Origin of the sequence: Streptomyces sp. NPDC056361 (assembly GCF_042262805.1) — a bacterium.
In the GTDB taxonomy this organism is placed as follows: domain Bacteria; phylum Actinomycetota; class Actinomycetes; order Streptomycetales; family Streptomycetaceae; genus Streptomyces.
This window is the reverse complement of sequence record NZ_JBHJQI010000121.1, coordinates 1-26,624: the sequence shown is the minus strand read 5'-3', so window position 1 is coordinate 26,624 and position 26,624 is coordinate 1. Positions and strand designations below refer to the sequence as shown.

Here is a 26,624-nt window from a genome sequence, read left to right as displayed (position 1 = left end):
GGTCAGAGGGCCGTGGCCTCGGCGGCGGCCGTGTCGGTCGCGTCGGCCGTCTCCGCCAGGAAGGCGATGAGCAGGCGGGCGGTCTCCTCCGGGCGCTCCAGGGCGGGGAGGTGGCCGGCCCAGTCGAGTTCGAGGGAGCGGGCGGCGGGGAGGAGGTCGGCGAGTTCGGCGGCGACGGCCCGGAAGTCGGGCAGGTCGTGGGCGCCGACGGCGACGAGGGCCGGCACCTGGATGCGGGCGATTTCGTCCTTGGTGACCCCGGGGTTGACGGGGTGGTGCGCCTCGGGGGCGGCGAGCTGGACGTCGAAGATGTGCCGCTGCGCCTCCCGGACGAGGGCGCGGTCGGCCGGTCCGGCCTCGGGGCCGACCCAGGTGTCGACGTTGAGCTCGACGGCCGCGTCGATGTCGCCGGCCTCGATCATCGCGTCCTCGCGGGCGCCCCAGGCGCGCAGTTCGGCGCTCGGTTCCATGCCGGGGATGCCGGAGCCGAGCAGGGCGAGGGCGGTGATCCGGTCGGCGTGGCGGGCGGCGAACTCCAGGGCGACGCGGCCGCCGAAGGAGGATCCGACGACGGCGGCGCGGTCGGCTCCGAGGTGGTCGAGGAGGTCCCGCACGTCGTCGGCGTGGGTGTGCGCGGCGTCCATCGGGCTGTCGCCGAAGCCGCGGAGGTCGCAGCGGACGACCCGGTGTCCGGCCTCGGCGAGTGCGGTGAACTGTCCGTCCCACATCCGGCGGTCGCAGACCCCGGAGTGCAGCAGGACGACGGTCGAGGGGCCGTGGCCGGCCAGGTCATGAGAGAGCGTCATTCGGCCGACCCTACGTGTCGGGTGATCCTTTGGCCATCGCTATTCCCCGAGGCGACTTGAACGCGTTCAAAGATGGGTCTACAGTCATGCCCGTCAGCTTTTGAACGTGTTCAAGGGAGGGTGGGGCATGGACCTCACTGTCGTCGCGTACATCGCCTACCTGCTGATCAGCGTGGCCCTCACCATCTGGGTCGCACGAACCCTCAGCCGCAACGGGAAGATCTTCCTCGCGGACGTCCTGCACGGGAACGAGAAGCTCGCGGAAGCGGTCAACCACCTCCTCGTGGTCGGCTTCTACCTCGTCAACTTCGGCTTCGTCGCCCTCTATCTGAGCCAGGACGAGGCCGTCCTCGACGCCCGGTCGCTCTTCGAGGCCCTCTCCGTCAAGCTCGGCGTCGTCCTGCTGGTCCTCGGCGTCATGCACCTCGGGAACGTGTACGTGCTCAACAAGATCCGCCGGCGCGGGGTCATGGAACGCGAGCAGGTCCCGCCGGTCGGCCCGCACGGCTGGACCGCGACCCCCAAGGGCGGCCCCTGGGCCCCGCCGGCGCCCCAGCGCTGAACGGCGGGACCACCGTGCCGGCCCCGACCGCACCGAGGACCCCCGTGGGTCACCTGACCGTGCTGTACGACGCCGAGTGCCCGCTCTGCGTGCACCTCAGGCACTGGCTGCTGCGCCGACGGCAGCTCGTCCCGCTCGACCTCGTCCCCGCCGGGTCGCGGGAGGCGAGGCGCCGCTTCCCCGCCCTCGACCACGACGCCACCCTGCGGGAGATCACCGTGGTCGGGGACCGGGGCCAGGTCTACCGGGAGACGGACGCCTGGATCGTCTGCCTCTGGGCGCTCGCCGACCACCGGGCCACGGCCCACTGGCTGGCCACCCCCGCCGGGCGGCCCTTCGCCCGGGGGACGGTCCTGGCGGCGGCGAAGTGGCGCGCGGCCCTGAAGGACGCCTCCTGCGGGGACGGGCACTGCGAAGTGCCCGGTACGCCCGACTAGGCTCGGCCCCGTGAAGGACGTGAACGAAGAGAAGAAGGCCGACGACAAGAAGGCCCCCAAGAGCGAGCAGACCCGCACGCTCATCCTCGAAACCGCGCTCCGGCTGTTCAAGGAGCGCGGTTACGACAAGACGACGATGCGGGCCATCGCCCAGGAGGCCGGGGTCTCCGTCGGCAACGCGTACTACTACTTCTCGTCCAAGGAGCACCTCGTCCAGGGCTTCTACGACCGGATCGCCGAGGAGCACCAGGCGGCCGTCGAGCCCATCCTGACCGGCGGCGAGAAGGACCTCACGGCACGCATCCGCGGGGTGTACCTCGGCTGGCTGGACATCGCGGAGCCGTACCACGAGTTCGCGTCCCAGTTCTTCAAGAACGCCGCCGACCCGGACAGCCCGCTCAGCCCGTTCTCGCCCGAGTCGGAGGGCCCGCGCGAGGCCGCGATCGAGGTGCACCGCCGGGTCATCTCCGGAGCCTCGGTGAAGGTCGACCCGGAACTCAAGGAGGCCCTCCCGCAGTTGCTGTGGCTCCAGCAGATGGGCCTCGTGCTGTTCTGGGTGTACGACCGCTCGGAGGGCGCGGCCAACAGCCGGCGCCTGGTGGAGCGCCTCGCGCCGGTCACCGCCCGCGCGATCTCCCTCTCCCGCTTCCGCATCCTGCGCCCGCTGGTCAAGGAGACGCACGAGCTGCTCTCCGACTTCATGCCCACGGCAGCCGGCATGGCGGCCTCGGGCATGCCCAAGCGGGCCGCCGAGAAGTCGCCGAAGGGCTAGGAAACGCTTCGGGCCCGTCCTGAGGACGGGCCCGAAGCGTGGTGGGAACAAGTGGGGACTAGATCCAGGCCAGTTCCCACAGGCGCCAGATGCCGGTGCCGTCCGTGAGGTACTGGGAGCCGGCGACGGTCTCCGTGGAGAGGACGTAGTCCTTCTTCTGCCACAGCGGGAGGAGCGGGACGTCGGTGGCGACGACGTCCTGGATCTCCCGGAAGTCCGCGGTGGCGCGGGACCGGTCGCTGTACTGCTGCGTCGAGGAGATCAGCGAGTCGATGTGCTTGCTGGAGAAGCCGTTGTGCAGCGTGTTCTGCGTGCCGACGAGCGGCGCGGTGAAGCTGTCGGAGTCGGGGAAGTCGGGGAGCCAGCCGACGGTGTAGGCGTCGTAGGCGCCGCGCGCGTACCCCTTCTGGAAGTTCTGCCAGGTCGCCTCGACGACCTCGACCTCGAAGAGGCCGGTCTCCTCCAGCTGCTTCTTGATCTCGGCGGTCTCGGCCGCGTAGGTGGCGTCCTTGCGGAAGCCGAAGGTGAACTTCACCGGCTTGGTGATGCCGGCCGCCCGCAGGATCCGCTTCGCCTTCTTGGCGTCCGGCGCCGGGTCGACGTCGTAGAACGCGGTGCTGTGGCCGACGAATCCCTGCGGGATGAGGGAGTACAGCGGCTCGACCGTGCCCTTGTAGGCGCTGGTGGTGATCGCCGGGCGGTCGATGACGGCGGCGACGGCCTGCCGCACGGCCTTGTTCGCCATCGGCGAGCCGGGCCGCACGTTGAAGTTGATGTTGCGGATCTCGGCGCTCTCCGCCTCGGTGACGCGCGTCCCGTCCCCGGTCTCCAGGGTCGACAGGTAGTCCGGCGGGAGCTGCCGGTGCGTCACCTGGACCTCCTTCGCCTTCCACGCGGCGGCGAGGTCCGTCGACTGCCCGAAGTACTTCACGACGATCGGGCCGCCGGCCTTGGTGATGGCGCCCTTGTAGTTCGGGTTGGGTTCGAGGCGGGCGGACTCGCCCTCCTTGTACTCCTTGAGGACGTACGGACCCGAGCCGTCGACCACGTTGCCGGGGCGCAGGGCCTTGGCCGGGTACTGGCTGCTGTCGACGATCGAACCGGCGCCCGTGGCGAGCTTCAGCGGGAACGTGGCGTCCCGGCCGCTCAGGTTGAAGGTGACGGTGCGCCCGTCGGCCGTGACGTTCTTGAGCGTCGGGAACAGCGGCTGCGGACCGACGTCCGTCTTGATCCGCAGCATGCGCTCGAAGGAGTACTTGACGTCCTCGGCGGTCATCTTCCGCCCGTTGGAGAACGACAGGTCGTCGCGGAGCGTGCACTGGTACGTCGTGAGCTTGGTGCCCACGAACTTGCAGCTCTCGGCCGCGTCGGGGACCGGGGCGCTGAAGCCCGGCTTGAACGTCAGCAGCGACTGGAAGACGTTGCTGTACATGGCCCAGGAACCGGCGTCGTAGGCGCCGGCCGGGTCCAGTGAAGTGACCTCGTCGGTCGTGCCGACAGTGATCGGATCGGTCCGGCCGTCGTCGGAGGGCAGGAGTTGCCAGCCCCCCACTCCGGCGGCCACCAGTACTCCACAAGTGATGAGGATCCGCAGACGGACCGTCGACCGCATTGCCGTGCTTCCTTCATTTGGTACCACCCCAGAAGCGACGAACCCCCCCGAAGACGCCGCGATGGCGTCATCCCATCACACCGGTTTCACAAGTGGAAGAGAAAACTTTCACACGACAGGTATATGTCCGGGATATGAGAATTTAAGTCGATGAGCAGCACGTATCGGTCCAGACGCAAGGAGTGACCGATACCGATTAGGCCTGTTTCGAGGCGAGTTCGACGATCGTGATGTCGGACGGCGCCCCGACCCGGACCGGCGGCCCCCACGCGCCCGCGCCCCGCGAGACGTACAGCTGCGTGTCGCCGTAGCGTTCGAGCCCCGCCACGGTCGGGTTGGCCAGTTCCGCGAGGTACTCGCCCGGCCACAGCTGGCCGCCGTGCGTGTGCCCGGAGAGCTGGAGGTCCACGCCGTGGCGCACCGCGTCGTGCACGACGACCGGCTGGTGCGCCAGCAGGACCGCGGCCCTGGCCCGGTCGCGGTCGCCGAGCGCCCGCACGAAGTCGGGCCCGTGGCCCTCGCGCTCCCCCGCGACGTCGTCGACGCCGGCCAGGTCGAAGCCCGCCGCGATCTCCACCCGCTCGTTGCGCAGCGGGCGCAGGCCCAGTTCGCGGACGTGGTCGACCCAGGCGTCGGCACCCGAGAAGTACTCGTGGTTGCCCGTCACGAAGAACGACCCGTGGCGCGCCCGCAGCCGCGCGAGCGGCTCCGCCGCCGGACCGAGGTTCTCGACGGTGCCGTCGACGAGGTCGCCGACGACCGCGATCAGGTCCGGCTGCGCCGAGTTGATCGTGTCCACGATCCGCTGGGTGTGCGCACGCCCCAGGATCGGCCCCAGGTGGATGTCCGAGACCACCGCGATCCGGTACCCGTGCGCCGCCCGCGGCACCTTCGCCAGCGGCACCGTCACCCGCTTCAGCCGCGGGCCCCGCAGAACCCCGTACGTGCCGTAGCCCACGGTCCCCACCGCCACGGCCGCCGCCGACCCCGCGACGACCCGCGAGACGAACAGCCGCCGCGAGACCTCGGCGGGGCCGGGCTCCTGCCCGCCCCGCGCCTCGGGAGCCGCTTCCGCCGGGTCGGGTGCGGCGGCGGTGCCGGACTCCGGAACCTCGGTCGCCGCCTCCGACCGGGAGGCCGCGGCGGCGGCCTTCTCGACCTTCTCGGCCTTCTCCGCCGCCCCCGCCGTCTCCGCCGGTACCGTCACCGGCGCCGGTTCGGGCTCCGCCGCGTCGGCACCCGCCGCCGGTACGGGCTCCGCCGCGCCCGCCGCCCGGCGGGCGAGCCAGGCGCGCAGGGCGGGACGGACGGCCTCACCGACGGCCAGCGCCAGGGTCACGTACAGCAGCACGGCCAGCCACAAGAACCCCGGCCACGCAACGACCTGCTGGACGAGGAACGGCGCACCCGCCCGACCCGACACCAGCGCCGCGACCGAGAGCACCGGCAGCGCCACCAGCACGCCCGTGCCCAGCCGGCGCGGCACGCTCCCCGGCGCGGTCACGTCCCGCACGAGGCGCCGCCACACGTACCAGTGGACCGCACCGAGCAGCGCCAGAACCACGACCAGGACCAGCAGGAAGGCGACCACGCCCCGAACCCCCTTCTACGAACTCCGCACGAACCCTCAGACGGTGTGACCGCCGTCGCGGCGCCCGGCACGCACTCCACGCAACCCGATCACCCCGATCACCGTCCCCAGGACAAAGGACGTGACGGCGAGCAGCAGATGAACCCAGAAGTAGGCCGTCGGGTCGCCCGCGTCGTCGAACGCGAGGCCGCTCCCGTCCTTCCAGAGGTTCTTGACGAAGGTGATCCAGATGAACCAGCTCCACACCCCGAAGGCGAGCAGGAACCAGGAGACGCGGCGGCTGAGCTTCATGGCCCCAGTATCACCGTCCGCCTCCCCGGCCCCGCGTCCGGGTGGACGAGCCCGGACGAACCGCCCCGTGGGGTTCGGATACCTGTTCCGTACCTGTACGTTCTCGACCGTGTCTGCTTCGAAGAAGACCGCGTGTGCGGTCGCTGCTGCCGTGCTGCTTCCCCTCGTCACCGGCGCGCCCCCGGCCTGGGCGGACGAGAAGGACAAGCAGCCCAAGCCTCCCGCCGCGATGTCAGGGCTCGGCGGTGTGCTGCTGGGGCAGCCGGGCACGCAGGTGAAGCTGGGGCCCGGGGCGCCGGTGCTGCCGAAGGAGCTGTCCGGGCGCTCGTGGATCGTGGCGGACGCGGAGACCGGCGCGGTCCTCGCCTCACACAACGCGCACTGGCCGCTCGCCCCCGCCTCCACGCTCAAGATGCTCTTCGCGGACACCCTGCTGCCGAAGTTCCCCCGGACGCAGAACCACCTGGTCACCGGCGAGGACCTGGCCGGGATAGGAGAGGGCTCCAGCCTGGTCGGCATCAAGGAGAAGCAGACCTACAGCGTCCACGACCTGTGGCTCGGCGTCTTCCTCCGTTCCGGCAACGACGCCGTCCACGTCCTGACGAGCATGAACAGCGGCCTGAAGCAGACCGTGGCGGACATGAACGCCCGCGCGGCCGAGCTCCAGGCACTCGACACCTACGTCGTCACCCCGGACGGCTACGACGCCCCGGGCCAGGTGTCCTCCGCGTACGACCTGACACTGATCGCCCGCAGCGGCATGCAGAAGCCGGACTTCCGCGAGTACGCCGCCACGCCGCGCGCCGCCTTCCCCGGTGAGGCCAAGCCGGGCAAGAAGCGCGAGACCTTCGAGATCCAGAACACCAACCGGCTCCTCACCGGCGATCTCGGCGTCGCCCCGTACCAGGGCATCGCCGGGGTCAAGAACGGCAACACCACGCACGCGGGCGCCACCTTCACGGGCGTCGCCGAGCGGAACGGCAAGGTGCTGCTCGTCACCGTCATGAACCCGTCCTCCAAGGAGCAGCACGCCGTCTACCGGGAGACCGCCCGGCTGCTCGACTGGGGCTTCGCCGCGTCCGGGAAGGTGACCCCGGTGGGCGAGCTGGTGCCGCCGCGGTCGGCCCGTACGGAGACGACCGCCCCGGACGACGGCACGGCCCCGGCCCCGGCGCCCGGCAAGAACGCCCCGGCCGAGACCGCCGCCGCGGGCAAGTCCGGCGGCGTCGGCATCGCGCTCGGCGTGGCCGGCGGCGTGCTGGTGCTCCTCGCCGCAGCGGTCTTCCTCGTCAACCGCCGCTGGCCGCTGGCCGCTTCGGGCGCGCTCCGGCGCCGCCCCCAGGACGACCGGAAGGCCGAGAAGAGCGAGAAGGGTGAGAAGGGCGAGGAGGCTCAGGCGCCTGCTGCGGCTGACGGGACCGGGGAGCGCGAAGAGGCGCAGGCGACCGCTACGGCCGGGGAGACCGGGGAGGCTCAGGAGTCTGCGACGGCTCCGGAGACCGAGGCGACTCCGGTGAGTCAGGAGTCCGGGAAGGCTCCTGAGTCCGGGAAGAAGAACCCGTAGCCGTCCAGGCCGCGCAGTACAGGAGCAGTTTCGCGGTGAAGTTGATCCAGAGCAGCAGGGCGACGGGGACGCCGAACGCGCCGTACATCGACTTCGCCGCGACGCCCTTCATGTAGCCGCCGAGCAGCAGCTTGAGCAGCTCGAAGCCGACCGCGCCCATGAGCGCGGCCACCACGAGCCGGCGTCGGGGCGGCTCGACGCCGGGCAGCAGCGTCAGCACGTACAGCAGGATCAGGAAGTCGGCGACGACGGCGACGAGGACGGCGGCGCCCTGGAGGAGGAAGCCGCCCGCCCCGTCGCCGGAGATGCCGATCCGGTCGGCGCTCCAGCCGACGGCCGTGGAACCGAGCCAGGACGCGGCGAGCGAGGCCAGGGCGACCCCGCCGAGGCCGACGAGGATGAGGGCGTCCTTGGCCTTGAGGAGGACCGGGTTGCCCTCGATGTCGTCGAGCCCCCACACCGCGCGCAGGCACTCCCGCATCGAGCCGATCCAGCTGATGCCGGTGACGAGCAGGATGGCGCCGGCGACGAGTCCGACGGTGCCCGCGTTGGCGACGAGGCCCCCGATGTCGAGCTGGTCCGAGATGCCGGGCACCTGGTCGGAGACCTTCTTCTCGATCCGGTCGAGCTGGTCGTCGGTGAGGAGCGCGGCGCCGATCGCGGCGGCGACGGTGATCAGCGGGAAGAGCGCGAGGAAGGACAGGAAGGTGATCGCGGCGGCGAGCCGGGTCCAGTGGGCCTCCGCGAGGGTCTCGTACGAGCGCCAGGCGTGGGTCCGCATGAGGCGGGTGACCGCGGGGCCGATGACGGGGAGCTTGGTCAGCCAGTCCATGTCGTACGCGTGCCCCTTGATCCGTGAGATGACCTGAGTACGAGAATCCCCCGCCGCGGCGCGCAGAACCACGACCGACATCCCGGAGTAATGCCGTCATATGCGACAAAAGCGGCTATACGGTCACCTCCATGGTCGTCGCGCACGGCTCCCCGTTCCCCTCGGCCCGACCTGTCCCGCCGCCCCGCCCCTGAGGAGCACCCGCCATGAAGGACGTATCCGGCCTCCCGCAGTCCCTGCTCGTCCTCGGCGGCACCTCCGAGATCGGGCTCGCCACCGCCCGCCGGATGATCGTCCGGGGCACCCGGACGATCTGGCTGGCTGATCGTCCCTCCCCCGCCCTGGCGGCCGCCGCGGACTCGCTGCGGCGGCTCGGGGCCGAGGTGCGCACCGTGCCGTTCGACGCGCTCGACACCGAGTCGCACGAGGAGCGGCTCGGGAAGGTCTTCACGGAGGGCGCCATCGACATGGTGCTGCTCGCCTTCGGGATCCTCGGCGACCAGGCGCGCGACGAGTCCGACCCGGTCGCCGCCGCCCGGGTCGCCCAGACCAACTACACGGGCGCCGTCTCGGCGGGCCTGGTGTGCGCCGTCGCACTCCAGGCGCAGGGGCACGGCTCGCTCGTGGTGCTGTCCTCGGTGGCGGGCGAGCGGGCCCGCCGGGCCGACTTCATCTACGGCTCGTCGATGGCGGGGCTCGACGCGTTCGCCCAGGGCCTCGGGGACGCGCTGCACGGCACCGGCGCGCGCGTCATGGTCGTACGCCCCGGGTTCGTGCGGTCGAAGACGACGGCCGGGCTCCCGGCGGCCCCGCTCGCGGCGGCCCCGCTGGCGACGACCCCGGAGGCGGTCGCGAGCGCGATCGAGCTGGGGCTGCGGCGCCGCTCGGAGACGGTGTGGGTGCCGGGGGCGCTGCGGATGGTGACGGCGACCGTACGGCACATGCCGAGGCCGCTGTACCGGCGCCTGCCGGTGTGACGGCCGGCGGGCAGGGTGACGGGGCGGCCCGCTGCCGGCGTGACGGCCGGCGGACGGCCGATGCGACGGTCCACTGCCGGCGTGACGGCCGGCGGGGCCGTCAGCCCGCGGGGGTGACCGTCGGCGCGTCGACCGGGCTGCCGCCCTGGCTGGGGACGGCGGGGATCGGGCGGCCGCTGCCGAACTGGTAGTCGTACAGCTTCCGCCACACGGCGTCCGGGCCCTGCTCGTACAGGGCGAAGGAGCGGCAGGTCCAGGCCGCCTCGTAGTCCGCGAGCTCCTCGAACGCCCGGTCCATCCCCTCCTCGGAGATGCCGTGCGCCACGGTGACGTGCGGGTGGTACGGGAACTGGAGGTCGCGCACCAGCGGCCCGGCCTCGTCCCGGATGCGGTGCTGGAGCCGGTTGCAGAGGGCGACGCCCTCCTTCACCTTCACGAAGACGACCGGCGACAGCGGGCGGAACGTGCCGGTGCCCTTGAGGCGCACCGGGAACGGCTGGTGCGCGGCGGCGACACCGGCCAGGTGCGCCTCGATCGCCGGCAGCCGCTCCTCGGCGACCTCGGTCGGCGGGACGAGCGTGACGTGCGTGGGAATGCCGTACGCGGCAGGGTCCCCGAAGCCGGCGCGCCGCTCCTGGAGCAGGCTGCCGTAGGGCTCCGGGACCGCGATCGAAACGCCGAGCGTTACGGTCCCCACGTCGTTCTCCTCCGTCGTCGGTCGACTTGTGTGCGAATGGTGCAGCCGCCAGTGTGCGGCCTGCACCACCCTCGTGGCCAGGGCCCTTGGACTCAGTGCTTGGCGGGCAGGAAGCCCATCCGGTCGTACGTCTGTGCCAGCGTCTCCGCCGCGACGGCCCGTGCCTTCTCCGCTCCCTTGGCCAGGACCGAGTCCAGCGTCTCCGGGTCGTCCAGGTATTCCTGGGTGCGGGCCCGGAACGGCGTGACGAAGTCCACCATGACCTCGGCCAGATCCGTCTTCAGCGCGCCGTACATCTTGCCCTCGTAGCTCTTCTCCAGATCCGCGACGGAGGTGGAGGTGAGCGTGGACATGATCGTGAGCAGGTTGGAGACGCCGGCCTTGTTCTCCGGGTCGAAGCGGATCACCGTGTCGGTGTCGGTGACCGCGCTCTTGACCTTCTTCGCGGTGACCTTCGGGTCGTCCAGGAGGTTGATCAGGCCCTTCGGCGTGGAGGCCGACTTGCTCATCTTGATCGTCGGGTCCTGGAGGTCGTAGATCTTCGCCGTCTCCTTGAGGATGTACGGCTTGGGGATCGTGAACGTCTCGCCGAAGCGGCCGTTGAAGCGCTCCGCGAGGTCGCGGGTCAGCTCGATGTGCTGGCGCTGGTCCTCGCCGACCGGGACCTCGTGGGCCTGGTAGAGCAGGATGTCGGCGACCTGGAGGATCGGGTACGTGAACAGGCCCACCGTGGCGCGGTCGGCGCCCTGCTTGGCGGACTTGTCCTTGAACTGGGTCATGCGGGAGGCCTCGCCGAAGCCGGTGAGGCAGTTCATGACCCAGCCGAGCTGCGCGTGCTCGGGGACGTGGCTCTGGATGAAGAGGGTGCAGCGCTCGGGGTCGAGGCCGGCCGCGAGCAGCTGGGCGGCGGCGAGCCGGGTGTTCGCACGCAGCGCCGCGGGGTCCTGCGGGACCGTGATGGCGTGCAGGTCGACGACCATGTAGAAGGCGTCGTGGGTCTCCTGGAGGGCGACCCACTGGCGGACGGCGCCGAGGTAGTTGCCGAGGTGGAACGAGCCTGCGGTGGGCTGGATTCCGGAGAGCACGCGGGGACTGTCAGAGGCCATGCACATCATTCTCTCAGGTGTGGGAACCGATCCCCGTCGACCGGTGTATCAAGAGTGTGAGGACGCGGGAGGGGGGCCTGGTCGACGACGAGGCCGTGGTGATCGCACGGGTGCGCGCCGGAGAGCCGGAGGCGTACGCGGAGTTGGTCCGCGCGCACACGACGGTGGCGCTGAGGGCGGCGGTGGCGTGCGGCGCGGGTCCGGAGGCCGAGGACGTGGTGCAGCAGGCGTTCTTCAAGGCGTACCGGTCGCTGGGGCGCTTCCGGGAGGGCTCGGCGTTCCGGCCGTGGCTGCTGCGGATCGTCGCCAATGAGACCAGGAACACAGTGCGCTCGGCGGGTCGGCAGCGTGCCGTCCACGACCGGGAGGCGGATCTGCTCGGTGCCGAGCCGCTGATACCGGAGTCGGCGGACCCCGCGGTCGCGGCCGAGGAGCGGGAGCGGAGCCGGCGGCTGTGGGAGGCCCTGGACGGTCTCGCCGACGACCACCGGCAGGTGGTGATCCACCGCTATCTCCTGGAGCTGGACGAGACGGAGACGGCCGAGGCCCTCGGCTGGCCGAGGGGGACGGTGAAGTCCCGGCTGAGCCGGGCGCTGAAGAAGCTGGGACGCGTGCTCGACCAAGGCCCGGAGGGAGGTGGGGGGCGTGGCTGACGAAGGTCTGCCGGACGAGCTGAGGGAGCTGGGGCGGCGGCTGCGGGTGCCGGACGTGGACGGCGGGACGATGGCCGAGCGGGTGCTCGCGCAGCTCCTCGCCGAGCGGGTGCCGACGCCGGTGCCGGAGCCTTCTCCGGTCCGGTCGCGGTGGTGGGCATCGGTGCGCGGTGGGGCGCGCGAGCGGTGGCGCGCGCTGGTGGCGGGGTTCACCGGCGTGCTGATCGTGCTGGCGCTCACCCCGCCGGTGCGCGCGACGGTCGCGGACTGGTTCGGCTTCGGCGGGGTCGCCGTGCGGTACGACCCGGACGCGCACGTGCCGGCCGGCGGCACGGTGCCCGGCTGCCCCGAGCCGGTGCCCCTGGCGGACGCCGGGCGGCTCGCGGGCTTCGAGCCGCTGATACCGGAGGCGCTCGGCGTGCCGGACGCGGTCGTGGTGACGGGCTCGGCGGCGCGCGGCCGGGCGGTGATCGGCCTGTGCTGGCGGGACGGCGACCGGACGGTCCGGCTCGACGAGTTCCCGGCCCGCCTGGACATCGGCTTCGCCAAGCAGGTGCGGACCCGGCCCGAGTGGGTGGACCTCCCGGACGGCGCGCACGGCTACTGGTTCGCCGCCCCGCACCTGCTGACCTTCCCGATGACGGACGGCTCGGGCGCGGCCTGGACCCACGAGGTCCGCACGGCGGGCCCCACGCTCCTCTGGACGAGGAACGGGGGCGCGCTCACCTTCCGCCTGGAAGGCATACCGGACCGCGAGCGGGCCCGCCGCACCGCCGAGTCGACGGGCTGACGGGCTGACGGGCCCAGGCGCACCGCTGGGCCGACGGGCCCGGGCGCGCCGCCGGCCTGGGTCGGTGGGGGCCGTGGGGCCCAGGCCGGGGCGGGCTGAGCCGTGGGTCCAGGTCGGGCCGGGCCGTGCCGGGCCGCGGGGCCAGGCCGGGCCGTGCCGGGCCGTGGGTCAGGTCGGGAGGCCCGGGGCCGGGTGGGCGGTCATGAGGTCGGAGACCTGGGCGCGGATGGCGAGGAGGGCGTCCTCGTCGCCCGTGCCGGCGGCGGTGACGGCGCGGTCGATCCACTCGGCGACCTGCGCCATGTGCTCGGTGCGGAGGCCGCGGGAGGTGAGGGAGGGGGTGCCGATGCGGATGCCGGACGGATCGAAGGGCTTCCGGGTGTCGTAGGGGACGGTGTTGTAGTTGACGACGATGCCCGCCCGGTCGAGGGCCTTCGCGGCGATCTTGCCGGGGACCTGCTTGGGGGTGAGGTCCATCAGGATCAGGTGGTTGTCGGTGCCGCCGGAGACCAGGTCGAAGCCGCGCGCGAGGAGCGCCTCGGCGAGTGCCTTGGCGTTGGCGACGACGGCGTGGGCGTAGTCGCGGAAGGAGGGCTGGGACGCCTCGCGCAGGGCGACGGCGATGGCCGCGGTGGTCTGGTTGTGGGGGCCGCCCTGGAGGCCGGGGAAGACGGCCTTGTCGAGGGCCTTGGCGTGCTCCTCGCGGGACATGAGCATGGCGCCGCGCGGGCCGCGGAGGGTCTTGTGGGTGGTCGTGGAGATGACGTCCACGTGCCCGACCGGGGACGGGTGGGCGCCGCCGGCCACGAGGCCGGCGATGTGGGCGATGTCGGCGACGAGCACGGCGCCGGCCTCGCGGGCGATCTCGCCGAAGGCCGCGAAGTCGATGGTGCGGGGCAGCGCGGTGCCGCCGCAGAAGATGACCTTCGGGCGCTCCTTGAGGGCCAGTTCGCGAACCTCGTCGAAGTCGATCAGGCCGGTGTCGTGGCGTACGCCGTACTGGACGCCGCGGAACCACTTGCCGGTGGCGGAGACGCCCCAGCCGTGGGTGAGGTGGCCGCCCATCGGCAGGGCCATGCCCATGACGGTGTCGCCGGGCTCGGCGAAGGCGAGGTAGACGGCGAGGTTGGCCGGGGAGCCGGAGTAGGGCTGGACGTTGGCGTGGTCGACGCCGAAGAGGGCCTTGGCGCGCTCGACGGCGAGGGTCTCGACCTGGTCGATGTTCTGCTGGCCCTCGTAGTAGCGGCGCCCCGGGTAGCCCTCGCTGTACTTGTTCTGGAGGACGGTGCCGGAGGCTTCGAGCACGGCGGCGGAGACGTAGTTCTCGCTGGGGATGAGGCGCAGGGTCTCGCCCTGGAGCCGTTCCTCGGCGCCGACGAGGGCGGCGAGTTCGGGGTCGGCCGCGGCGAGGGCGGGGTGGTGCTGCGGGGTGGTCATGGTGATGTCCTCCGGGCGTTCGGCGGAACGGTCCCGGGGCTGAGGTGCGCACGGGACCTGGGGCCCGTGATGCCCAGGCGAGCGGCACCTCGTGTGGTGGAGCCCGCGCGGCTCCCCCGGGGTCGCTTCCCCGTACGCCAGTCGCCACGCGTGTTTCCACAGTAGCGGGCGCGCCGTCGCCGAGGTTTCCCTGTCCGGCATCCGAGCGACGATAAGAAAGGGGCCACACGTACCCCCCGAGCCGCAGGACGAACGGAGATCCCGTGTCGAGGACAGAAGACGCGATCGCTGCCGCGGACGCGCACAGCGCGCACAACTACCACCCCCTTCCGGTCGTCGTCGCCTCGGCGGACGGCGCCTGGATGACCGACGTCGAGGGCCGCCGCTATCTCGACATGCTCGCCGGGTACTCGGCGCTCAACTTCGGGCACGGCAACCGGCGTCTGATCGACGCCGCGAAGGCGCAGCTGGAGCGGGTGACGCTGACGTCCCGGGCGTTCCACCACGACCGCTTCGCCGACTTCTGCGGGCAGCTCGCGGAGCTGTGCGGCAAGGAGGCGGTGCTGCCGATGAACACCGGGGCGGAGGCGGTCGAGACGGCCGTGAAGACCGCCCGGAAGTGGGGCTACGAGGTGAAGGGCGTGCCGGACGGGCACGCGAAGATCGTGGTCGCGGGGAACAACTTCCACGGCCGGACGACGACGATCGTCAGCTTCTCCACGGACCACGAGGCGCGGGACCACTTCGGCCCGTACACACCGGGGTTCGAGATCGTGCCGTACGGGGACCTGACGGCCCTGGAGGCGGCCGTCACGGAGAACACGGTGGCGGTGCTGCTGGAGCCGATCCAGGGCGAGGCGGGGGTGCTCGTGCCGCCGGCCGGCTATCTGGCGGGGGTGCGGGAGCTGACGCGCCGGCGGAACGTGCTGTTCATGGCGGACGAGATCCAGTCGGGCCTGGGCCGGACGGGGCGGACGTTCGCGTGCGAGCACGAGGGCGTGGTCCCCGACGTGTACGTCCTGGGGAAGGCGCTGGGCGGCGGGGTGGTGCCGGTGTCGGCGGTGGTCGCCGACCGTGACGTGCTCGGGGTGTTCCGGCCGGGTGAGCACGGCTCGACGTTCGGCGGGAACCCGCTGGCCTGCGCGGTGGCCCTGGAGGTGATCGCGATGCTGCGGACGGGCGAGTACCAGGAGCGGGCGGCGGAGCTGGGCGAGCACCTGCACGCCGGGCTGGGGCTGCTCGTGGGCGGTGGCGCGGTGGAGGCGGTGCGCGGGCGGGGCCTGTGGGCCGGGGTGGACATCGCGCCGTCGCGGGGCACGGGCCGGGAGATCTCGGAGCGGCTGATGGAGCGCGGGGTGCTGGTGAAGGACACGCACGGTTCGACGATCCGGATCGCGCCACCGCTGGTGATCTCGAAGGAGGACCTGGACTGGGGTCTCGAGCAGTTGAGGGCCGTTCTTTCGGAGTGACGGCGTCCGGTCGAGGGCGGCGGGCGGCGCGGGCACGCGGCGCGCCGACGGAGGCACGGGCGGCGCGCCGACGGGGTACGGACATGGCGAGGGCAGGGCAACTCGGGCCATTGACACGACAGTTGGTCTAGGCCAATGATGCGGCCATGCCGAGACTCCGTCTGCGTCACGCCGTGCGTGCCGCGCTCGCCGCCCTCGTCCCGCTCGCGCTCCTCGGCGCGGTCACGGGACCCGCGCACGCCGCCCCGGAGGCGGCCTGGCCCGAGCCCGTCCCGGTGGTCTCCCACGTCGAGACCACCGACCCGGTCGTCTTCATCACCATCGACGACGGCTGGAACCACGACCCGGCGGCGGCGCGGCTGCTGCTCGACCGCCGGGTGCCCGCCTCGCTCTTCCTGCTCCCCGGCGCCTACTCGTACGACTCCGGCTACTTCCACACGCTGCTCGACCAGGGCCGCTCCCGCGTCGAGAACCACAGCGTCGACCACCCGGACCTGACCACCCTCGACGCCGCCGGCCAGCGGGCGGAGGTCTGCGGGGCCCGCGACCGGCACCTCGCCCAGTTCGGCGACGGGCCGCGCCTGCTGCGCCCGCCGTACGGCGCGTTCGACGCGACGACCCGGACCACGGCCCGCGCGTGCGGCGCGAAGGCGCTGGTGACCTGGACGTACGACCTCACGACCTGGGGCCAGTGGACCCCGCCGGCGCCGCGGCTCAAGGCGGGCGACATCATCCTGCTGCACTTCAACGAGACGGTGGCGCAGGACCTGCAGCGGGCCCTCGACCTGGCCGAGGCGGCCGGTCTGAAGCCCGCGGCGCTCAGGGAGTACGTCCCCGAGTAGGGGTGCGCCTCAGAGGATCACGTGCGGGAGGAAGCGGGCGTACTCGTCGGTGACGGGCCCCGCCGACTCCCGTATCCCGAGCCCCGCCGCCTCGTCCTCGACGACCCACGCGCCGAGCACCACCCGGTTGCCGTCGAAGTCGGGCAGCGGGGCCAGCTCCTGGTAGCAGCAGGCCTCCCCGTCCCGCACGAACGGCTCCGTGCCGGCCTCGTGCAGGGTGACGCCGGCCCCTTCCCGGCCGAGCAGCGGCTTGGCGACCCAGCCGGTGGTGGCGGCGAGTCCGCGCGGACCGTCGAGGTAGGCGGGGAGCAGGTTGGGGTGGTCGGGGTACAGCTCCCACAGGATCGCGAGCAGCGCCTTGTTGGAGAGCAGCATCTTCCAGGCGGGTTCGATCCAGCAGGTGGTGCCGGTCCCGCCGCCGTTGTCGAGGGTGTCGAGGACGTGCCGGCCGAAGCGGTCGGTGGTCAGCCACTCCCAGGGGTAGAGCTTGAAGCAGCTGCGGATGAAGCGGAGCCGGTCGTCCACGAAGCGGCGCGAGAGCCGGTCCCAGCCGATCCGCTCGACGGAGAGCGCCTCGGTGTCGAGCCCGGCCTGCTGGGCGGTCTCGCGCAAGTACGCGACCGTCATCAGGTCCTCGCCGAGCTCGTCGCCGTCCGAGTGGGCGAAGTGGAGGGGGCCGGGCGGCAGCAGGTGGGCCTGCCGCTTCCAGGCGTCGACGAGCCGTTCGTGGAGGGAGTTCCACTGGTCGGCGCCGGGGAATCGTTCCTCCATCCAGAACCACTGCGGGCTGGCCGCCTCCACGAGCGAGGTGGGGGTGTCGGCGTTGTACTCCAGCATCTTCGCCGGGCCCGTACCGTCGTAGCGCAGGTCGAACCGTCCGTAGAGGGAAGGCAGTTCGGCACGCCGGCGCCACGACTCGGCGACCAGGCCCGCCAGCTTCGGATCGGTGATGCCGAGCTCGGCGAACCGGTCCCGCTCGACGATGTGCGCGGCCGCCGCGAGGCACATCGCGTGCAGCTCCTCGACGACCTCCTCCAGGGCCTCGACCTCGGGCAGGGTGAAGGAGTAGTACGCGCTCTCGTCCCAGTACGGGCGCAGCGAGCCGTCCGGGTAGCGGGTCAGGGGGTAGACGAGTCCCTGCTCCTCGACCGTCCGCTGCCAGTCGGGGCGGGGCTCGATGGTGTGCCGTTCCATGGTGTCGCGTCCGCCTCAGCCGCCGCCGGTGCCGGAGCCGGAGCAGCCGAAGCCGCCGGTGTCGACGGCGGTCTTGTCGAAGCTGCCGCCGCTCACCTTCCTGTCCTGGACCGAGCCGCCGTAGTAGTACGCGCCGCGGTGGGTGCCACCGTTGCCGTCGTCGTCACCGCCGCCGCTCTGGCACTGGTAGCTGGGCAGCTCCTCGCGGGTCAGCGGGTCCACGCACCGCCTGTCCGGATCCGAGCCGCATGCGGTGATCGTCGCCGCGAGCACACCCATCCCACCGAGCACCACCGTGCTCGACCTGAGCCTGCGCATGTCCGTCGCCCTCCCCTTCGCGGTCGCGTCCGTCGCGGTCGCGTCCGTCGCGACCGCACAGTGTAGGCCGGTGCTTTCCGGCCTCACCCCCTAGAGTCATTTCGTGCTCCTCGGGATGATTTGTGCGCTGGCCTCGTCCGTCTGCTTCGGCGCGGCCTCGGTGTTCCAGGCGATGGCGGCGCGTGCCGCGGAGCCGGGGACGGGCAGCGGGGTCGACGTCGCGCTGATGTGGCGGGCCCTGCGGCAGTGGCGCTATCTCGCCGGCCTCGGCATGGACGGCCTGGGGTTCGTCCTGCAGATCGTGGCGCTGCGGACGCTGCCCATCTACGTGGTGGGCGCGGCCCTCGCCGCGAGTCTGGCGGTGACGGCGGTCATCGCCTCGCGGGTGCTGCGGGTGCGGCTCAAGCGGGTGGAGTGGGTGGCCGTGGCCGTGGTCTGCTTGGGACTCGCGATGCTGGCCCTCGCGTCCGGCAAGGAGGGCCACCAGGACGGCTCGGAGGCACTGCGCTGGGCGCTGCTCGCGGTCTCGTTCGGGGTGCTGCTGCTCGGCGTGGTGGCGGGCCGGCTGCCGCAGCGGTCCCGCGCGCTGGTCCTCGGCCTGGGCGCCGGCTTCGGCTTCGGGGTGGTCGAGGTGGCGGTCCGGCTCATCGACGGCATCGACCTCACCGACCCCGTCTGGTACGCGCTCCTCGTCGGCGGCGGCGCCGCGTTCCTCCTGCTCACCTCCGCCCTCCAGCGCGGTTCCGTCACCACGGCGACGGCCGGTGCCGTGCTCGGCGAGACCATCGGCCCCGCGATCGTCGGCGTCGTCTGGCTCGGCGACCGCACCCGCGAAGGCTTCGGCTGGCTCGCCGTCACCGGCTTCGCCATCGCCGTCGCCGGCTCCCTCACCCTGGCCCGCTTCGGCGAACCGCCCGCGGCCGAACCGGTCCCGGGGCAGGGGCAGGACCCGGAGCCGGCCGCGGAGCGCCACCCGGGCACGCCCTGACCACCGGCCCGCCGACCCTCCGGTCCACCGCCCCCCTCGGCCCGCCGACCCTCCGGTCCACCGCCCCCCTCGGCCCGCCGACCCTCCGGTCCACCGATCCGCCAGTCCGCCGGTCCGCCGGTCCGCCCGTCCACCGTCCCCCCCTCGGCCCGCCGGCCGGTCAGGGCAGGACCCGGCACAGGGCGCGCAGGGCGCCCTGCCAGCCGCTGTCCGGAGGCGTGGCGTAGCCGACGACGAGGCCGTCGAGGGTGGGGGCCACGGTGGGGCGGCGGAACTGGTTGACGCCCTGGACGGCGAGGCCGTGCCAGGCGGCGGCGCGCAGGACCTCCTGCTCGGTACCGGGCGGGAGCGCCAGGACCGCGTGCAGCCCGGCCGCGATGCCGCTGACCCGGGTCTCGGGCGAGTGCGCGGCCACGGCCGCCACCAGCTGGTCGCGGCGTCGCCGGTAGCGCAGCCGGCTCGCCCGCACGTGCCGGTCGTACGCCCCCGAGCCGAGGAACTCCGCGAACGCCAGCTGGTCCGGCGCGCTCGACACCCAGTCCACGGCCCCCTTCGCGGCCGTCACCTCGCCCATGAGCTCCTCCGGCACCACCATCCAGGCGAGGCGCAGGCCGGGCGCGAGGGACTTGCTCGCGGTGCCGAGGTAGACGACGCGCTCGGGGTCGAGGCCCTGGAGCGCGCCCACCGGCTGCCGGTCGTAGCGGAACTCCCCGTCGTAGTCGTCCTCCAGGACGAAGCCGCCCGAGGCGCGCGCCCAGTCGACGACGGCGGCGCGCCGGTCCGGCGGCAGGGCGCCGCCCAGCGGGAACTGGTGGGCGGCCGTCATGAGGACGGCGCCGGCGGCGTCGAACCCCTCCTCCGCCAGCTCCTCGACCCGGGTGCCCCGTTCGTCGTGCGGCAGCGGCGGAATCCCGAGCCCGGCGCGGTCGAGGAGGTCCGCGTGGATGTCGAGCCCGTACGACTCGACCGCGACGTCCCGCGCCCCCCGCGCCCGCAGCACCTCGCTCATCAGCATCAGGCCGTGCACGAACCCCGAGCAGATCATGATCCGTTCGGGCCTCGCGTGGACGCCCCGGGCACGGGAGAGGTACTCGGCCAGCGCGGTGCGGAGTTCGATCCGGCCACGCGGATCGCCGTAGCCGAAGGCCTCGTTGGGCGCGGCGGTGAGCGCCCGCCGGTACGCCTTGAGCCATTCGGCGCGCGGGAAGGCGGCGAGGTCGGGGGTGCCCGCCTTCAGGTCGTGCGCCGAGGTGCCGGGGCGCCGGCCGGCCGGCGGCGGGGCGGGCCGGCGCGCGCCCGACGGCGGGGCGGGGGTCCGGGCGGTGCGGGGCGCGGGGCCGGAGGCCGGGGCGGGCGCCCGGCGGGCGGCCGCCCGCTTGGCGACGCGGGTGCCGGAGCCCTGTCGGGCCGTCAGCCAGCCCTCGGCGACGAGTTCCGCGTAGGCGTCGGCGACGGTGTTGCGGGCCATGCCGAGGTCGGCGGCGAGCGTCCGGGAGGACGGCAGCCGGGTGCCCGCCTCCAGGCGTCCGCTGCGCACGGCCTCCCGCAGGGCCTCCATCAGGCCGGCGCGCAGCCGTGGACCGCGCAGCTCCAGATGAAGGTCGGACCCGAAAGTGGCCCACTCGTTCGCCATGGAAATGGACCATACCCGTGCGCCACAGGGCTCGTACGGTGATCGGTATGACGACCACGACCCCGCAGACCGCACCCCCGGCCGAGTCCACCGCCCACACCCGTGAACACGCCCACGAACACGCCCGTGAACACGCCCCCCGCCTCGCCCTGGCCGAGCTGCTCCCCGACTTCTACCGGGCGATGGTCCGCCTCGAGACCGCCGCGGCGAAGGGCGTCGACCCGACCCTGTACCACCTGATCAAGATCAGGGCCTCGCAGGTCAACCGCTGCGCCTTCTGCATCGACATGCACACCAAGGACGCGCTCGCGGAGGGCGAGACCGTCGAGCGGATCGTGCAGCTGTCCGCCTGGGAGGAGTCCCGGCACTTCTACACCGAGCGGGAGCTCGCGGCCCTCGCGCTGACCGAGTCCGTCACCGTCCTCACCGACGGCTTCGTGCCCGACGAGGTGTACGCGCGGGCCGCCGCGCACTTCGACGAGACCGAACTCGCCCGGGTCATCGCGGCGATCACCACGATCAACGCCTGGAACCGGATCGGCGTCACCACCCGGCTGACGCCCGGCCACTACACCCCGCGCTCCGCGTGAGCGGCGACCCGAAGGCCGCGGCCCTGCGCGCCCTCCACCGGGGTCGCGCCGCGGACGACCCGCTGGTGCTGCCCGGCCCCTGGGACGTGGCCGGCGCCCGCGTCTTCGAGGCCGCCGGCTTCCCGGCCCTCGCCACGCCGAGCGCCGGGATCGCCGCCTCCCTCGGCCACGAGGACGGGGCGACGCCGGCGGCGGAGATGTTCGCCGCCGTGGCGCGGATCGCCCGCGCGGTCTCCGTACCCGTCACGGCCGACCTGGAGGGCGGCTACGGCCTTCCGGCGGCCGAGCTGGTGGAACGCGTACGGGAGTCCGGCGCCGTCGGCGTCAACCTGGAGGACACCGGTCCCGACCGCGCGCTCAGGGACCCCGAGGCCCACGCGGAGTGGCTGGCGGAGGTGCGGGCCGCGGCCGGCCCCGAGCTGTTCGTCAACGCGCGCGTGGACGTGTACATCCGACGGGCCCCCGAACCGGCGGAGGCGGCGGTGACCCGCGCCCGGCTCTACGCGGCGGCGGGCGCGGACTGCGTCTACCCGATCGCGGCCCCGCCCTCGGACCTCCCGGTCCTGCGCGCCGCCCTCGGCGACCTCCCGCTCAACGTCCTGGCCGTCCCCGGCGGCCCGTCCTTCGCCGAGCTCGGCGCGCTCGGCGCGACCCGGATCACCTTCGGCGACGGCCTGCTCCTGCGGGCGCTCGACGACCTCGCCGCCCTCGCGGGGAAGCTCCGCGACGGCGGGACGCTCGGGGCCTGACCGGCGGACGCCCAAGGGCGGGACACCCCGGAAGGGGGTGTCCCGCCCGTCGGTACGCGCCCGTCAGTACGCGCCCGGGCGGAAGAACTCCAGGGCGACGCCGAGCCGTTCCCGCTGCTTCGGCCAGTCGGCCTCCGGGCCGGCGGCCAGGATCGCGTAGTGGGTGCCGTCCGCGGCGGCGAAGGCCCGGTCGACGACCTTGCGGCGGCCGCCGTCGCGGTCGTAGACGTACACCAGCTCGGCGGCGTCGGACGGGGCGCCCGGTTCGCCGGTGACCCGTTCGAGGCTGATCTCCTGGTACCCGGGCTTGTTGGCGCGGCCGTCGTCGGAGGCGCCCCGCAGGGCGTCGTACGGCGTCATGCCCTCCTCCTGGACGACGAAGACCTGGATCAGGCTCCGGCGGTCCGGCGCGTTGAAGAAGACGCCCTGGTCGGACTCGGTGCGGTCCCAGCCGTCGGGGACGGCGATGGTGAAGCCCTTGACGTCCCGCTGCGCGCTGTAGCCCGGCGGGGGAACGTCGTCCGCCGGGGCCGACGACGTGCCGGACGGCGACGGCGAGCCCGACGCGGTGCTGCCGGTCGCCGGCTCCGTGGTGGTCTCGCCGCTGTCCACCGGGGCCGAGACGGAGACCTCCGGGCCGCCCGCCGCCGGGGTCTTCGCGTCGTCCCGGCCCCAGACCAGCCAGCCGCCCACGGACCCGGCGGCGAGGACGGCCACGGCCACCCCGGCCGCGAGCGCCGTCCGCGAGCGCGGCCGGTCCGCCGCGACGGTGCCGGGCGCCGGGTACTGCCAGCCGCCCGTCTCGGGGTCGTACTCCGGCGCGTACCCCGGGCCGTATCCAGGCGTGGCGCCGGGGCCGTACTCCGGCGTGGCGCCCGGGCCGTATCCAGGCGTGGCGCCCGGACCGTACTCCGGCGCGTGGTCCGGGGGCGGCGGAAGCGGTACGACGGGGCCGTACCCGTCTTCGGCTCCGGGCCCGGGCCCTTGCGGGGCGACGCCGGGGCCGGGGGGCCCGGTCGGCGGCGACACCGGCCCGCGCTCCCAGCTCTGCGTCTCGTCGTTCCAGCGGGCCCCGCCCCCGTGGCCGCTCATCTCACCCACCGAGCAGGGTGCCGACGGCCTGGCCGACGGCGACGCCCGAGGCCAGGATCCCGGTGACGGCGCCCGCGTCCGTGAGGGCCTGGCGCAGGCGGCGCAGGCGGCCGGCGCCCGCACGGCCGGTGGCCTCGATCTCGTCCTCGGCGTCGGACAGTTCCTCGTCGAGGGCGGCCGTCTGCTCGGAGGGGACGACGCCCGCCAGGTCGGCACGGAGCTTGCCGATGGCCTGGAGGAGCGCCTCCTGCCCGGGGTCGAGGGCCGGACCGGCGCCGTTCACGGTGCTGGTGACGGTGTTGTTGTCGCCGATGGTGACGTTGCCGCCGGTGTTGGTGACGTGAATGCCGCCGCGGTCACGGGAGTTGTCGCTGTCAGCCACGGTCGCCTCCGGTCTTCGAAGTGGTGAACGTCTTGTGGGTCACGGTGTTGTGGTTGCCGAGGGTCACGTTCCCCTGGGTGTTCTCGATGAACGTGCCGCCCTCGGCGACGTGCACGATCTTCTGCTCGAACTCGGCCGTCTCGTAACCGGCTTCGCGGAGGGCGATGGTCACGCCGTTCGCGACCCGGTCCTGCACGCTCTTCAGATAGCGGCTGACGTCCATCTCCTGGAAGAGGGAGGCCTGGTCGTCGGAGCCCAGCTCGCGGACCGAGGCCCACGGCCCCTCGGGCAGCGCGTGGGCGTGGCCCGCCGTCAGCACCCGCCACAGGTGGCCGACCGCGCGCCCGATGGTGACCAGCGCCCGCCCGGCGGAGCGCGGGGTCTGCCCGAGCGCCCACACGGCCTTGCCGAAGTGGTGGTTGTGCAGGTAGCGGTGGGCGACCCGGTCGGCGTACCGGTAGAGCGGCTTCACCGGCCGCAGCACGTGCGGGGCGACCTCCAGCATCAGCATCCCGCCCTGCGTGTGGACGCGGACGAAGACGGTCGTGACGATCTCCTCGCCCCAGCCGCCGACCCTGATCCGCAGGAAGTGGCGGCGGGTCTCGCCGCCCTCCTCGATGGCACCCGAGCGGTGCGCCTCGAAGCCCTCCGGGGTGTACGGCGCGGAGGCGCGGTCCGGCAGTCCGTCGACGGGCAGGAACACGACCTCGTCGATCTCCAGTTCGCGCAGCCGGTCCCGTACGGCGGCCTGGATCTGCGGCGACCCGTGCGGGGAGGGCACGCGCAGCGCCTCCACCAGCGGGACGACGTGGCGCATGATGGCGCTGTTGTCGAGCGGTTCGGGCGCCTTGCCGTCGAGGTTCTTGCGGGGGCGCAGCTCGACGGAGAGCGACCAGGGCTCGTACGGCTCGCCGGCGCCGCAGAACGGGTCGTCGGCGTCGTACATGATCAGCCGGGCGTGCTGCTCGACCCGGATCCGGTCGCGCAGCCGGCGGGAGCGGGCCCCCTCGGCGAGTTCGGCCGGGTCGGTGCGCTGGTCGGGGAAGCGCTCGCGGGAGAGCTCTCGGGTGAGCGCGCGGGCGAACTGGCCGCGCTGGGTGGCCACCGCCCAGGCCACGAGCAGCGGCACGGCGAGGGTGATCCACGCCTCCAACTTCCCGACGCCCCACATCTCCTGGGCGGCGAGGCCGACCGCGAGGTCGAGGACGTCGCCGGTGTCGGAGAGGTCGCCGAGGAAGTCCGCGTCGGACTCCTCGTCCCCGATGACGAGGAAGAGGAGGAGCAGCGCGGACTGGAGGAACATGAGCCGGCCGTACCAGCGCAGCAGGAAGGCGGGGACGCTCCGGTAGACCGGGGCGGTGGCCGCCTTGCCGCGGACCCAGCGGGCGAGGCCGAGCACGAGGAACGGCGCGATCAGCAGGGCCACCAGGCCCTTGGTGAGCGGGATCGCGACGATCCAGAGGGCGATGATGCCGGCGGCCCAGCCGAGTTCGACGCGGCGGGCGCGCAGCGCGTGGGCGAGGACGCGGCTCGCGTCGTAGCCGAGGGCGGGGGCGGCGAAGCGCTCCTCGTGGACGTACAGCTGGTCGATGACCGCGTCACGGAATCCGTCGTCGAGGTACGTGCCGGCGCAGAGCAGCCGGGTCGCCTCGCTGGAGGCCGGTAAGCGGCGCGGGTCGACGGCGGGCGGTGCGCCCGGTGGCCGTCCCGGCTGCTGGGGCACGAAAGATTGCGGCAAGACTCCCCCGATTGTATGGAACTGTCCGTGTTTTCGGCCGAGTCGGCCGGGACCGGTGGGACAGCATAGGGGAGGTCAGGGCGCCGTGTCGGCGTGAAGAACGGCGCCCCCGGGCCGCACGGTCGGTCGTGCGGTCCGGGGGCGCCGAGCATGCGGAGCCGGAGTCCGATCGGGCCGGGGCCCGGATCGGGACGGGCTCAGATCAGGCCGAGCTCGCGAACGGCGTCGCGCTCCTCGGAGAGCTCCGCCACGGAGGCGTCGATGCGGGCGCGGGAGAAGTCGTTGATCTCCAGGCCCTGGACGATCTCGTACTTGCCGTCCTTGCAGGTGACGGGGAAGGAGGAGATCAGGCCCTCCGGGACGCCGTAGGAGCCGTCGGACGGGACGCCCATGGAGGTCCAGTCGCCCTCGGCGGTGCCGTTGACCCACGTGTGGACGTGGTCGATGGCGGCGTTGGCGGCGGAGGCGGCGGAGGACGCGCCACGGGCGTCGATGATCGCGGCGCCGCGCTTGGCGACGGTCGGGATGAAGTCGTCGGCCAGCCACGCCTCGTCGTTGACGATCTCGGCGGCGTTCTTGCCGGCGATCTGCGCCTGGAAGATGTCCGGGTACTGCGTCGCGGAGTGGTTGCCCCAGATGGTGAGGCGCTTGATGTCCGTGACCGAGGAGCCGGTCTTCTTGGCCAGCTGCGTCAGCGCGCGGTTGTGGTCCAGGCGGGTCATCGCGGTGAAGCGCTCGGCCGGGACGCCCTTGGCGGCGGACTGGGCGATCAGGGCGTTGGTGTTGGCCGGGTTGCCGACGACCAGGATCTTGATGTCGTCCGCGGCGTGGGCGGCGATGGCCTCGCCCTGCGGCTTGAAGATGCCGCCGTTGGCGGCGAGCAGGTCGCCGCGCTCCATGCCCGGGCCGCGCGGGCGGGCGCCGACGAGCAGGCCGATGTTGGCGCCCTCGAAGCCCGCGTTCGGGTTGTCGAAGATGTCGATGCCCTTGAGCAGCGGGAACGCGCAGTCGTCGAGCTCCATGGCGGTGCCCTCGGCGGCCTTCACGCCTTGCGGGATCTCGAGGAGGCGCAGCTTGACCGGCACGTCCGCGCCGAGCAGGTGGCCCGAGGCGATGCGGAAGAGCAGCGCGTAGCCGATCTGGCCGGCCGCGCCGGTGACGGTGACATTCACGGGAGTGCGGGTCATGGCGATCTCCGTAAGACAGCTGGCGGTGGGGGTCCCTGCCCCTGGTGCTGGAACGTCCCTTCTTGATCGACGATCGATCGGTCTGATCGATCGGTGTCTCGACGTGAAGAGATTTCCAGCGATCAGGCTATCGGACCCGGGGCCCTGCGAACCCCCACTCCCTTGTGGTCCGGCTCACTGCCACCCGTCCGTGCGCCCCCCGAGTACCGGAATGGTCACTTCCGTGCCACAGCGCGCCGACTGATCTTGTCCCGGTACTGACACGTACATGACCCTTGAACGCGACGGCGCCCGCCCTCCCACGGGGGAGAGGGC

27 protein-coding genes and 1 riboswitch are annotated in these 26,624 nt (G+C 73.0%); of the genes, 12 read left to right on the top strand and 15 right to left on the bottom strand.

Annotated features, from left to right (window positions below; genetic code table 11):
- Positions 1 to 2 precede the first annotated feature (2 nt).
- Positions 3 to 806 carry an alpha/beta fold hydrolase gene (locus ACFCY7_RS30360; RefSeq protein ID WP_376489260.1) on the bottom strand — a complete coding sequence of 268 codons (804 nt, stop codon included), beginning with the start codon at positions 804 to 806 and terminating at the stop codon, positions 3 to 5.
- Positions 807 to 933: 127 nt separating this feature from the next.
- Here ACFCY7_RS30360 and ACFCY7_RS30355 point away from each other — a divergent pair, with 127 nt between their 5' ends.
- The 3 genes from ACFCY7_RS30355 to ACFCY7_RS30345 are packed head-to-tail and all read left to right on the top strand — an operon-like array spanning position 934 to position 2,577.
- Positions 934 to 1,368, top strand: coding sequence for a hypothetical protein (locus ACFCY7_RS30355; RefSeq protein ID WP_376489259.1), 435 nt, complete (start codon positions 934 to 936; stop codon positions 1,366 to 1,368).
- A 44-nt stretch (positions 1,369 to 1,412) separates the two neighbouring features.
- The gene (locus ACFCY7_RS30350) at positions 1,413 to 1,805 is read left to right on the top strand and encodes a thiol-disulfide oxidoreductase DCC family protein (RefSeq protein ID WP_376489258.1); all 393 of its coding nucleotides are present in this window, start codon (positions 1,413 to 1,415) and stop codon (positions 1,803 to 1,805) included.
- A 10-nt stretch (positions 1,806 to 1,815) separates the two neighbouring features.
- The gene (locus tag ACFCY7_RS30345; protein WP_376489257.1) at positions 1,816 to 2,577 is read left to right on the top strand and encodes a TetR/AcrR family transcriptional regulator; all 762 of its coding nucleotides are present in this window, start codon (positions 1,816 to 1,818) and stop codon (positions 2,575 to 2,577) included.
- Positions 2,578 to 2,635: 58 nt separating this feature from the next.
- Here ACFCY7_RS30345 and ACFCY7_RS30340 read toward each other — a convergent pair whose 3' ends face one another.
- From ACFCY7_RS30340 to ACFCY7_RS30330, 3 genes are all read right to left on the bottom strand, one after another.
- Positions 2,636 to 4,189 carry an ABC transporter substrate-binding protein gene (locus ACFCY7_RS30340; protein WP_376489256.1) on the bottom strand — a complete coding sequence of 518 codons (1,554 nt, stop codon included), beginning with the start codon at positions 4,187 to 4,189 and terminating at the stop codon, positions 2,636 to 2,638.
- Between the two features lie 196 nt (positions 4,190 to 4,385).
- The gene (locus tag ACFCY7_RS30335) at positions 4,386 to 5,780 is read right to left on the bottom strand and encodes a metallophosphoesterase (protein WP_376489255.1); all 1,395 of its coding nucleotides are present in this window, start codon (positions 5,778 to 5,780) and stop codon (positions 4,386 to 4,388) included.
- Positions 5,781 to 5,816: 36 nt separating this feature from the next.
- Positions 5,817 to 6,071, bottom strand: a complete 255-nt coding sequence (locus ACFCY7_RS30330) for an SCO4848 family membrane protein (RefSeq protein WP_376489254.1) — start codon at positions 6,069 to 6,071, stop codon at positions 5,817 to 5,819.
- A gap of 109 nt (positions 6,072 to 6,180) precedes the next feature.
- Between ACFCY7_RS30330 and ACFCY7_RS30325 the strand changes: the two genes are divergently transcribed.
- Positions 6,181 to 7,635 carry a D-alanyl-D-alanine carboxypeptidase family protein gene (locus tag ACFCY7_RS30325; protein ID WP_376489253.1) on the top strand — a complete coding sequence of 485 codons (1,455 nt, stop codon included), beginning with the start codon at positions 6,181 to 6,183 and terminating at the stop codon, positions 7,633 to 7,635.
- Here ACFCY7_RS30325 and ACFCY7_RS30320 read toward each other — a convergent pair.
- The gene (locus ACFCY7_RS30320; protein WP_376489261.1) at positions 7,520 to 8,467 is read right to left on the bottom strand and encodes a YhjD/YihY/BrkB family envelope integrity protein; all 948 of its coding nucleotides are present in this window, start codon (positions 8,465 to 8,467) and stop codon (positions 7,520 to 7,522) included. The two genes, ACFCY7_RS30325 and ACFCY7_RS30320, sit on opposite strands and share 116 nt — an antisense overlap.
- 206 nt (positions 8,468 to 8,673) lie before the next feature.
- Here ACFCY7_RS30320 and ACFCY7_RS30315 point away from each other — a divergent pair, with 206 nt between their 5' ends.
- Positions 8,674 to 9,444 carry a decaprenylphospho-beta-D-erythro-pentofuranosid-2-ulose 2-reductase gene (locus ACFCY7_RS30315; RefSeq protein WP_376489252.1) on the top strand — a complete coding sequence of 257 codons (771 nt, stop codon included), beginning with the start codon at positions 8,674 to 8,676 and terminating at the stop codon, positions 9,442 to 9,444.
- A 100-nt stretch (positions 9,445 to 9,544) separates the two neighbouring features.
- Here ACFCY7_RS30315 and ACFCY7_RS30310 read toward each other — a convergent pair whose 3' ends face one another.
- Both ACFCY7_RS30310 and trpS read right to left on the bottom strand, forming a co-directional pair.
- On the bottom strand, positions 9,545 to 10,141 hold the full coding sequence (locus ACFCY7_RS30310; RefSeq protein ID WP_376489251.1) for a 2'-5' RNA ligase family protein: 597 nt from the start codon (positions 10,139 to 10,141) through the stop codon (positions 9,545 to 9,547).
- 92 nt (positions 10,142 to 10,233) lie between these two features.
- Positions 10,234 to 11,247, bottom strand: coding sequence for a tryptophan--tRNA ligase (trpS, locus tag ACFCY7_RS30305; protein WP_376489250.1), 1,014 nt, complete (start codon positions 11,245 to 11,247; stop codon positions 10,234 to 10,236).
- Between the two features lie 56 nt (positions 11,248 to 11,303).
- On the opposite strand from trpS, the gene ACFCY7_RS30300 reads away from it, so the two are divergent.
- Entirely contained in the window at positions 11,304 to 11,900 is a 597-nt protein-coding gene (locus ACFCY7_RS30300) for an RNA polymerase sigma factor (protein ID WP_376489249.1), read from the top strand.
- A complete protein-coding gene (locus ACFCY7_RS30295; protein WP_376489248.1) occupies positions 11,893 to 12,690 on the top strand; it encodes a hypothetical protein in 798 nt (265 codons plus the stop codon). Before ACFCY7_RS30300 ends, ACFCY7_RS30295 begins: the two co-directional genes overlap by 8 nt.
- 168 nt (positions 12,691 to 12,858) lie before the next feature.
- Here the strand turns inward: ACFCY7_RS30295 and glyA are convergent, their stop codons facing one another.
- Entirely contained in the window at positions 12,859 to 14,127 is a 1,269-nt protein-coding gene (gene glyA, locus ACFCY7_RS30290) for a serine hydroxymethyltransferase (protein ID WP_376489247.1), read from the bottom strand.
- A gap of 64 nt (positions 14,128 to 14,191) precedes the next feature.
- A riboswitch (ZMP/ZTP riboswitch) is annotated at positions 14,192 to 14,282 on the bottom strand.
- Positions 14,283 to 14,390: 108 nt separating this feature from the next.
- Between glyA and rocD the strand changes: the two genes are divergently transcribed.
- Together rocD and ACFCY7_RS30280 are read left to right on the top strand one after the other, a co-directional pair.
- Entirely contained in the window at positions 14,391 to 15,596 is a 1,206-nt protein-coding gene (gene rocD / locus ACFCY7_RS30285; protein ID WP_376489246.1) for an ornithine--oxo-acid transaminase, read from the top strand.
- 146 nt (positions 15,597 to 15,742) lie between these two features.
- Entirely contained in the window at positions 15,743 to 16,438 is a 696-nt protein-coding gene (locus ACFCY7_RS30280; RefSeq protein WP_376489245.1) for a polysaccharide deacetylase family protein, read from the top strand.
- A 9-nt stretch (positions 16,439 to 16,447) separates the two neighbouring features.
- Here ACFCY7_RS30280 and ACFCY7_RS30275 read toward each other — a convergent pair whose 3' ends face one another.
- Entirely contained in the window at positions 16,448 to 17,632 is a 1,185-nt protein-coding gene (locus tag ACFCY7_RS30275) for a glutathionylspermidine synthase family protein (RefSeq protein ID WP_376489244.1), read from the bottom strand.
- A 15-nt stretch (positions 17,633 to 17,647) separates the two neighbouring features.
- A complete protein-coding gene (locus ACFCY7_RS30270; protein WP_376489243.1) occupies positions 17,648 to 17,950 on the bottom strand; it encodes a hypothetical protein in 303 nt (100 codons plus the stop codon).
- A gap of 115 nt (positions 17,951 to 18,065) precedes the next feature.
- On the opposite strand from ACFCY7_RS30270, the gene ACFCY7_RS30265 reads away from it, so the two are divergent.
- Positions 18,066 to 18,938 (top strand): hypothetical protein, encoded by an 873-nt coding sequence (locus tag ACFCY7_RS30265; protein ID WP_376489242.1) that lies wholly within the window; start codon positions 18,066 to 18,068, stop codon positions 18,936 to 18,938.
- A gap of 160 nt (positions 18,939 to 19,098) precedes the next feature.
- On the opposite strand, the gene ACFCY7_RS30260 is transcribed toward ACFCY7_RS30265, so the two are convergent.
- The gene (locus tag ACFCY7_RS30260) at positions 19,099 to 20,571 is read right to left on the bottom strand and encodes a PLP-dependent aminotransferase family protein (protein WP_376489241.1); all 1,473 of its coding nucleotides are present in this window, start codon (positions 20,569 to 20,571) and stop codon (positions 19,099 to 19,101) included.
- Between the two features lie 47 nt (positions 20,572 to 20,618).
- Here ACFCY7_RS30260 and ACFCY7_RS30255 point away from each other — a divergent pair, with 47 nt between their 5' ends.
- On the top strand, positions 20,619 to 21,161 hold the full coding sequence (locus ACFCY7_RS30255) for a carboxymuconolactone decarboxylase family protein (protein WP_376489240.1): 543 nt from the start codon (positions 20,619 to 20,621) through the stop codon (positions 21,159 to 21,161).
- A complete protein-coding gene (locus ACFCY7_RS30250) occupies positions 21,158 to 21,910 on the top strand; it encodes an isocitrate lyase/phosphoenolpyruvate mutase family protein (protein ID WP_376489239.1) in 753 nt (250 codons plus the stop codon). Before ACFCY7_RS30255 ends, ACFCY7_RS30250 begins: the two co-directional genes overlap by 4 nt.
- A gap of 63 nt (positions 21,911 to 21,973) precedes the next feature.
- On the opposite strand, the gene ACFCY7_RS30245 is transcribed toward ACFCY7_RS30250, so the two are convergent.
- From ACFCY7_RS30245 to ACFCY7_RS30230, 4 genes are all read right to left on the bottom strand, one after another.
- On the bottom strand, positions 21,974 to 23,002 hold the full coding sequence (locus ACFCY7_RS30245; protein ID WP_376489238.1) for a hypothetical protein: 1,029 nt from the start codon (positions 23,000 to 23,002) through the stop codon (positions 21,974 to 21,976).
- A gap of 1 nt (position 23,003) precedes the next feature.
- The gene (locus tag ACFCY7_RS30240; protein ID WP_376489237.1) at positions 23,004 to 23,384 is read right to left on the bottom strand and encodes a hypothetical protein; all 381 of its coding nucleotides are present in this window, start codon (positions 23,382 to 23,384) and stop codon (positions 23,004 to 23,006) included.
- Positions 23,377 to 25,122, bottom strand: coding sequence for a hypothetical protein (locus ACFCY7_RS30235; RefSeq protein ID WP_376489236.1), 1,746 nt, complete (start codon positions 25,120 to 25,122; stop codon positions 23,377 to 23,379). Before ACFCY7_RS30235 ends, ACFCY7_RS30240 begins: the two co-directional genes overlap by 8 nt.
- A 197-nt stretch (positions 25,123 to 25,319) precedes the next feature.
- Positions 25,320 to 26,309 (bottom strand): malate dehydrogenase, encoded by a 990-nt coding sequence (locus tag ACFCY7_RS30230; protein WP_376489235.1) that lies wholly within the window; start codon positions 26,307 to 26,309, stop codon positions 25,320 to 25,322.
- Positions 26,310 to 26,624: the final 315 nt, after the last annotated feature.